Genomic DNA, 7,937 nt, shown 5'->3' with positions numbered 1-7,937 from the left:
GTAAGCGCTGTTCAGCGGCCACCTACCGGATGATGGGGTGATCTGCGAGTCTGCGGTTCGATTTGGACCGTTAGGCTTAGAATGGACACAGTGCATACTGCTATCACGGAGCCGGTACGGCGGCTTGAGGTCTTCACCGGCGCCGGCCGTCGGCGGAAGTGGAGCGACGAGGACAAGGCGCGGATCGTCGCGGAGATTGTGGCGAGCGGCGACTCGGTCTGTTCGGTAGCCCGACGGCATGGATTGTCACCGCAGCAGTTGTTTGGCTGGCGACGTCAGTTGCGAGAGGCAGCAGGCGGTCATTCCGAAATAGAAGAAGTGCAGTTTGTGCCGGCGGTGGTGGATGTCGCAGTGCCGGCGCCTGCTCTTGGCCGGGAGCGCAAAGTGGCGCGCTGCAAACCCAAACCGGATGTCCGAACTTGCCGTTGCGATGCCGGGATCATCGAGATCGAAGTCGACGGCATCACGATCCGGGCCGGTCGTGGTGCGGACACGGCAATGATTGCGTCGATCGTCCAGGCGCTGAAGGCGAGCCGGTGATCGGTCCGTCGGGTGCGGTCCGGGTGATGGTGGCGACCAAACCGGTGGACTTCCGCAAGGGGATGGAAGGGCTTGCGACCCTGGTGCGCGAGAGCATGGGGGCTGACCCATTCTCGGGAGCTGTCTATGTGTTCCGTGCCAAGCGGGCGGATCGGATCAAGCTGGTGTTCTGGGACGGAACGGGTCTGTGCCTGTTCGCCAAACGGCTTGAGGATGGGATCTTCCGCTGGCCGAAGATCGAGGACGGCGTGATGCGTCTGTCGGCGGCGCAATTGTCGGCGCTGTTGGAAGGGCTCGACTGGCGGCGTGTCCACGAGGTACGGGAGACGCCAGCGCCAACGCAAGCCGGATAGTTGTTGGCAGCGCTGCGGCGAAGTGAATCAGGGGCATCGAGCGCGTCGCCAGATGGCGGCGAATATGCTCTGAATTGCGTGTGAGCGACGCCCTGCCTGACGATCCCGAGACGCTGAAAGCGATGCTGCTTGCCGAGCGGTGCGAGAGCGAACGGCTGCGTCAGATCATCAAGGAATTGCAGCGGCATCGGTTCGGCCGGCGGGCAGAGACCTTGCCTGAAGATCAGATGCTGCTGGGCCTGGAAGATGTCGAGCAGGTCGCAGCGTACAGCGAGACGGCGCAGGACGTCAGCGCACCTGAAAGCCGTGAGGCTCGGGCTCGCAAGCGCCGGATCAACCGTGGCGCCTTGCCAGCGCACTTGCGGCGGATCGAGGTCGTCGTCGATATCGACAATAAGATCTGCTCCTGTTGCCAGGGCGAGTTGCACCGGATCGGCGAGGATAGAAGTGAGCGGCTGGACCTGGTCCCGGCGCAGTTCCGGATCCTCGTCACCCGGCGTCCCAAATACGCCTGCCGGGCTTGCGAGGACGGTGTCATGCAGGCGCCGGCCCCGGCCCGGCTGATCGAGGGTGGTCTGCCGACCGAGGCCACCGTCGCCCAGGTCCTGGTCTCCAAATATGCCGATCACCTGCCACTCTACCGGCAGGCGCAGATTTACGCCCGCCAGGGCATTGAGCTTGATCGTTCGACGCTGGCGGACTGGGTGGGACAGGCAGCCTTCCATCTGCGCCCGTTGCATGAGCGGCTCCTTGGCAAGCTCAGGCAGCGGCCAAAGCTGTTCGCCGACGAGACGACGATGCCGGTGCTCGATCCCGGCCGCGGGCGCACCAAGACCGGTCAGCTCTGGGCCTATGCGGCGGACGACCGGCCATGGGGCGGTGCCGATCCGCCGGGCGTCGCCTATGTCTATGCGCCCGACCGCAAGGCCGACCGACCGATCGCTCATCTGGCAGGCTTCAAGGGGATCCTGCAGGTCGACGGCTATGCCGGCTATGGCAGGCTCGCCGAGCGTGGCAACGTTCAGCTTGCATTCTGCTGGTCGCACATGCGGCGTAACTTCTACGAACTTGCCACCCCCGGTCCTGCGCCTATTGCGAGCGAGGCGCTCAAGCATATCGCCGAGTTCTATGCCATCGAGAAGGACATCCGCGGCCGCAGCGCCGAGGAACGTCGTCTCGTTCGACAACAGAAAAGCCGGCCGCTGGCGGAAGCCTTCGAGCTGTGGCTCCGCGCAAAGCTCGCGTTGATCAGCCAAAAGGGCAAGCTGGCAGACGCCATCCGTTATGCGCTCTCACGCTGGGATGGCCTGACGCGCTTCATCGATGATGGCCGTATCGAGCTCGACAATAACGCCGTCGAGCGCTCGATCCGTCCGATCACGTTGAACCGTAAAAATGCGCTGTTCGCAGGCTCCGACGGCGGTGCCGAGCACTGGGCCACCATCGCCTCCCTGGTCGAAACCTGTAAGCTGAACGACCTCGATCCGCTTGCCTACCTGACCGACGTCCTCACCAGGATCGTCAATGGTCATCCGAATAGCGAGATCGATCAGTTGCTTCCGTGGGCCTATTGCCGTCACGACCTCAGAGCTGTGGCCTGAAAACAGCGCTTACGCTGGATCGAGGACGACGGCGGTTTGCTGGAATTATGGGACAAGGAAGCAAATGCCTGCGCCAAGAAAGTTGTGCCCCTCATAGGTCGCACTATCCTGTTTTACCAATCGGCGCTCAGCCTGCATGGTGTCAGCCTGACGAAGAAAGCGCGCGGCGCCAAGCCGCGGCGTTCGGCCGCTTGCTATTATTATTCCAATGGCCGCGAAGACGAAAGCGAACACGCCGGCAATACGGAATATTTCCAGTCCAAGAATGACAACTTCCGCTTTAAGCAAAATGTGAGGATGTTTATTCCGCCGGTTCTGGTCAATTTGGTCCAAAGCTTCCGGCGCGCTTGGAGTTAACCCTGCGCCAAATCCTTTTAGCTGAGAGCCGAAATGTTTTCACCAATGGTCGGCAATGCATTGAACGCGTAGGTTCAGAAGGTGACACCTTCGAGAGTGATCGACCTCATTAACTGAGGACGTCATCATGACCGATGTCTCAAATACCGCGGAGGGGCACACCAAAATCGAGAGCACCGTCCGGTATCTGGGAATTGAAGTCGACGATGCGCTCGCGATAGCAGAGCAGGTCGACATCTGAACTGACTGGGCAGAGCGGACATGCTCTGCCCCTCTCTTGCTACCGGCTTCGGGCCAATAGTAGAACTCGGAAGTGTGCTGGTTACGGCTTCTGGACGCAGCTGGGATTAAGTCTCCACGTCGCTAGGGCAAGCTGGTCCCAGGCCATGCAAAAGATAGCGGGCTGCAAAGGCCCTCGAGACACTGCCAATCATCCATAAACAGGGCCGTCGGCCCATTCAAGCAGCTATCGCCATTGCCCGGGCCGCGATCCGGCCGTAAGCAATCTGAATGGGATCGCGCATGTCGACGAAACGAGAAGCTGCTAGCCGAAGCAAGCCACGCGCCTCTGCCCGGCCCCCGCTGTAGCGGCAAAGCGGTGCAAACGCCGGCATCACCTTATGCTCGCTGCCGTAAAGGTCCTGGTAGTCGCCAATATTATCCCAGGCGATTGGACCACCCCTGTACTGAAACGACTCGGCTGCCGTGCCTTCCGCAAAGATCACTTCATGAGTATCGAGGTCCACGCAGAAATATTCGATGGTTTCGGACATCATTGCATCGTCGTCGAACGTGATCGAGCTTCCATTGACGAGATGTTTCGCGGGGATCAAAACGCTATCGATTAAAAGGGAGTGTTCCTGCGATAGATACAAATCCCTCTGCGGCGTTTGATCATCGATCGCGGAGCGTGACACCCGGACCGGCATAACGCTCGGATGCCAGGAGGCCGACGCATTCCTTCTAATGGTTTTTCGACCCACCCATTTGACCGGCAATGCACCGTTGGTCGTGATGACCAAAGCACCGATTGGCAGGTCTTCAACGGGCGTTTCGCCGTCGGCCGTCCGAATAAGCGTTCCTCGCCCGAAACAATTATGATTGGGACCGCCTCGGGAATCGCCGCGATCCTTGGGATTCCCCCGAGGAAATATGCCGAGTGCGTTGGCATCTTTGACCTTGAGGCCTGCGAGCAGTGACGACGAAATTGCGATAGTCGATAGTCTTCCCGTCCCCGCGGCAACGATCGCCATGAAATGACGGCGCGCAGGGCTGATGGGTGGACGGCGATCGCCAGATTTGCGGGCCATGAGTTCCCCAGTCTTTTTGCTGAAAACACACCCAACGAATGGAATTAACTTGAACTGTATTAAACCATGAATTTAATAGAAATTCAATATAAATCTGATTAAATAATTGTCATGTTGAGCCTTGGAGTTCGTTGCCGCCTCTGGCCCGCTTCGGCGCTTTATGATTTCACAGAAGACAACTTCAGCGCCACGCGGGTCAAGTCCGCGCCGACACGGACACTTTACGCCTTTCCGTAACGCGTGAAGCGCGAAAATGTCACCGAGCGGACGGTCATATCGCTCGGCCCACAAATGGCCTCCGGTCTCGGCTTCTATCATCTGTGCGGAGATGCGAAGACGATTGCCGTCTTTACGCAGGCTTCCTTCGAACACGTAGCGTACCCCGAGCTCGCGACCCACGCGTTTCACGTCTACAGTCTCTTCCTTGTAGGTGAAGCTCGAATTGCGCGCGACCACGAACAGCCATTTGATGCAAGACAATCCAGCGATGATGTTTTCGACGATGCCGTCGGCGAAATACTCCTGCTTGGGGTCGCCGCTCAAATTTGAAAACGGAAGCACCGCGACGGATGGCTTGTCGGGCAACGCAAGTGCTGGTGACGTCTGCGGGTTTGCCTCGGCAGATGGATTGCCCGTCGCGACCAACGGCCCGACATAACGTGCCGGGAGGCGAGCCATGTGCGGCACCTCCGTCAGGAACCCCCGCAGCCACTGGCTTTGCAACCAACGTCAGCGCCGCGCCGCCACTGCCTATTCCCGAGACGTGAGGAGCGGCGCATCCGGCTTGCCTTGCAGGTACGCCTGACAATCATGAATCAACTTCAGGTAGGTTTCGCGTCGGATTTGACTGGCCGCCTCTTCTCGATCAGGCAAACCCGGCGCGACAAAATATTAAGCGCTTCAATTTTTTGGCACAGTTCTGCCAAATTATCATTGGTATTTAAATATTGGGGCAGGACGATTTAATCGGAGTCCTGCAATGCTAAAATGCGTAACCATTGCGTCGCTGATTTTTGCAAGCTCATCCATTGCTTCGGAAGCGCGGCCCCCCACTGGTCAAATTCCGGAATGCAATGTGACTATGCCTTGCGACTTTTCGTACTTGCAGATGCGCCACATAAGATTTTCGCGGTATTCCCGGCCACCGTTTTCAGACGCGCACCCAGGCGCTGACGTTCGTAACGGCTCGGCGGAGACGAATGTCCCTCACGGTCAGATTGTCGGCGGTCGCCCCGCCGGTTGCCCGCGATCTTTCTGCGGTTGCGGCGCGGCTATACGTGTGTTTGGCCGTATCGTGCCGGAATTGAACCTCGCGGCCAATTGGCTACGCTTTCCGCGTGCATCGCCGGCACCGGGGATGGTTGCAGCACGCCACGGGCACGTCTTCGTGTTGGAACAACACCTCGGGGGCGACATGTGGATGGCGTATGATGCCAACTCTGGCGGGCGGGCAACGAGAATTCACTCGCGTTCACTGCGGGGTTATACGGTCGTGAACCCACATGCTGGATGACCCTTTTTCAGCGACGCGACAATGGATCAAGCTAGGACGTCGTGGGACAGTTGGCAGCGCAAGCTGCCAACTGTGTCGGCTGCGCGCCGTGATGATTAGTTACTTCGACAATGGAGATATGTAGTCCTGGTGGAGGTAAGTTGGTTTTGTGGCATCATCGAACAGCACGGTGACGGAACTCGTGCGAGGGCTAACATCGACAACCGTACCGGTCTGGTGAGCCAGTTCTGGGCAGCGACGCATCCCAAATTCGCTCATCTTGAAGCGAGCACCAACAACAACTGTGCTTGTCCTCTGACCAACCAATCCCGCAATCCAATGTCTGTGTCTTTGAACCGACGCTCAACTCAGGTTATTACTCCGACTCCGAATTTTCAGCAACCTGCGGCAATATACGTACGTAAATGCACGTTGTCCCCTTTGTCGGTACCGTCATTCATCTCAAATCGCTGACTTTGCCGAAAGTTCCATCTCTCAAACGGTCGAACGATACCGTACTTCGCACCACTGCTGACCTGATCCCAGCGGACGTGCCAAACGTGGCCCAGGCCAAGCCTCGGCAACGGCGCGCCAAGTCCTGGGCTCCATCTCAAGTTCGAACACGGGCTGCGGCTGGCTTATTCAGTTATTGCGCGGAAACTGGCGCGTCCAGGTCGGTTCCGATCTAGCCAAATTCGAAGGCTTGAGGTCGGCGGGGTCGCAGTCGCGCCTGCTTTTACGTCTCTCATCTTCCTCGTCTGCACAATTGGGGCCTGCGGATGCATCTATGCTTCCAGAGCTTGTGATACTCGTGGGTGATCCTCCCCCACCATGCGCCCCCCCACCGCCAGAAGAGCCACCTCCGGATGCCCCACCACCGTGACCAGAGGCTTTACCCCCTTGAAATGGTGGCCCCCCCGACGTTCCAGAGGCGCCCCCGGACGGAGGGTCATCGTCGAGGAATGAATGCCCGCCATTGTCGCGCTTTCCCCCGTCGCGTGCGCCCGAGCGCGCAATGGCGCTCGAGGTCAGGGATGTTGACAGAAGCAGGGTCATCGCAGGAGGCGTGACAGCAACGAATCTCCCGCAGGTTTTCAGAAATTCTCTGCGGTCGTCATCCTCACTGCTGTCCGATGTGGACATATCTCTCTCCGATTTAATTCTCGGTTATATTTATATTAATTAAATCAGATTTCAATCGAAAGTTTTCAAGGCCTGCCGGAACAGCTCCGATTCCGGCCGAACCCTTTTCGATGCGGAGAGGGCGCGGCAATACGTGGCCCGCCATCCTCCTCCCCAGATGGAGAGCACCGGATTCGCGATGGCCCTGGATTAGCTGGCCAGTTCGGCCCGCGAATGTTTGAGCCTCCGCCCCGCGGGCAGCCAAGATCAATCTGCGCAATGATTGAAGATCCGAGGCTGCGCGGCAGACATTCCGCCGCTTGCGACCCTCCCCGGCTGCCGCGCCTATTGCCTGTACTCGTATCTTTCGCAGCGCGGATCGCTGCGCTTCACCAGGGCGATCTCCTGAAACTGGAATTTCGGATCGCAATGCAGCAGGCCATATTCCGAGGAGTACGGGAATGGTGCGCGCCAGCAAAGGTTCACACCGGCGGGCACCTCAATCGGGTATCCCCGGATGCTGTAGGCGCAGGCAGCGTTAAGACCGGCTTCTGGTCTCTTGAACGGGCCCGAAGGCGCGAGTTCGGCTTGGGCCGGCGCAATTAACGCGACCAAGACGATCAGAAATGCACGCATTTGAACCACCCTGGACTGATCTTCCTCAGGACGAGCCAGTTCCCTCGCGTCACACCGGGAAAGAGCCCGCACGATTAAATCAAGTATAATGACATCGAAATTAATTCAAGAAAGTAAATCACCGAGCTCTCGTCAAGTCGATGGCTGCAGGCTACGGACAACAGCAAGACGGCTCCAGCAGCCCAGGGGGCGGCGAGCTGCTGAAACCGCTCCGGGGCCCCTTGGCGCTTAATCTGGCGCCAATCTCGATTATTTAATCAAAGATAAAATCACATTTCAAATTTTTATTTTTATCTTCAGGTTATATTTGCTGCATGAGAGCGACTTCGCCGAAACGGATCACTGCCGTGCCATTGCAATTTCACCGGTCCGTCGAGGCCATGGAAGTCTGGAGCGCCAGCAGGGGCGGTTTCTCATTTGTGATCAGCTTCGAGAGTCCCACCGGTCCAGGCTTTCACGGACGTACCGGCTACATGGCGAGCTGGCGCCCGCTCGACCCGACCAAAGGGGCCATCAGGATCGGCGG

Annotated in this window: 6 protein-coding genes and 3 pseudogenes; 5 read left to right on the top strand and 4 right to left on the bottom strand. The window is 58.6% G+C overall.

Going from position 1 to position 7,937, the window contains the following annotated elements; genetic code table 11:
* Positions 1–81 precede the first annotated feature (81 nt).
* The 5 genes and pseudogenes from tnpA to UB31_RS41675 all read left to right on the top strand — a co-directional run.
* Positions 82–540: an IS66-like element accessory protein TnpA gene (tnpA, locus tag UB31_RS26765; protein ID WP_045005335.1), complete on the top strand. Its 459-nt coding sequence runs from the start codon at positions 82–84 to the stop codon at positions 538–540.
* The gene (gene tnpB, locus UB31_RS26760) at positions 537–893 is read left to right on the top strand and encodes an IS66 family insertion sequence element accessory protein TnpB (protein WP_045004130.1); all 357 of its coding nucleotides are present in this window, start codon (positions 537–539) and stop codon (positions 891–893) included. The genes tnpA and tnpB overlap by 4 nt, the downstream gene beginning before the upstream one ends.
* Before the next feature lie 122 nt (positions 894–1,015).
* Positions 1,016–2,494: an IS66 family transposase gene (tnpC, locus tag UB31_RS26755; RefSeq protein ID WP_045010987.1), complete on the top strand. Its 1,479-nt coding sequence runs from the start codon at positions 1,016–1,018 to the stop codon at positions 2,492–2,494.
* An 18-nt stretch (positions 2,495–2,512) separates the two neighbouring features.
* On the top strand, positions 2,513–2,851 hold the full coding sequence (locus tag UB31_RS39960; RefSeq protein WP_349643875.1) for a 2OG-Fe(II) oxygenase: 339 nt from the start codon (positions 2,513–2,515) through the stop codon (positions 2,849–2,851).
* Positions 2,852–3,005: 154 nt separating this feature from the next.
* Positions 3,006–3,092: pseudogene (locus UB31_RS41675) on the top strand (tyrosine-type recombinase/integrase); the annotation flags it as partial.
* 217 nt (positions 3,093–3,309) lie between these two features.
* Here UB31_RS41675 and UB31_RS40090 read toward each other — a convergent pair.
* The 4 genes and pseudogenes from UB31_RS40090 to UB31_RS26735 form a co-directional block, all read right to left on the bottom strand.
* Entirely contained in the window at positions 3,310–4,161 is an 852-nt protein-coding gene (locus UB31_RS40090) for a Hint domain-containing protein (protein ID WP_045001646.1), read from the bottom strand.
* Between the two features lie 243 nt (positions 4,162–4,404).
* Positions 4,405–4,815, bottom strand: a pseudogene (locus UB31_RS40720) (transcriptional regulator); the annotation flags it as partial.
* Between the two features lie 1,660 nt (positions 4,816–6,475).
* A pseudogene (locus UB31_RS42665) lies at positions 6,476–6,796 on the bottom strand (hypothetical protein); the annotation flags it as partial.
* Positions 6,797–7,120: 324 nt separating this feature from the next.
* On the bottom strand, positions 7,121–7,411 hold the full coding sequence (locus UB31_RS26735) for a hypothetical protein (protein ID WP_045001642.1): 291 nt from the start codon (positions 7,409–7,411) through the stop codon (positions 7,121–7,123).
* Between the last annotated feature and the right edge of the window lie 526 nt (positions 7,412–7,937).

It is taken from the genome of Bradyrhizobium sp. LTSP849 (assembly GCF_000938255.1).
Lineage (GTDB): Bacteria > Pseudomonadota > Alphaproteobacteria > Rhizobiales > Xanthobacteraceae > Bradyrhizobium.
The sequence above is the reverse complement of the archived record's forward strand: the minus strand, read 5'-3'. Positions and strand labels throughout refer to the sequence as shown.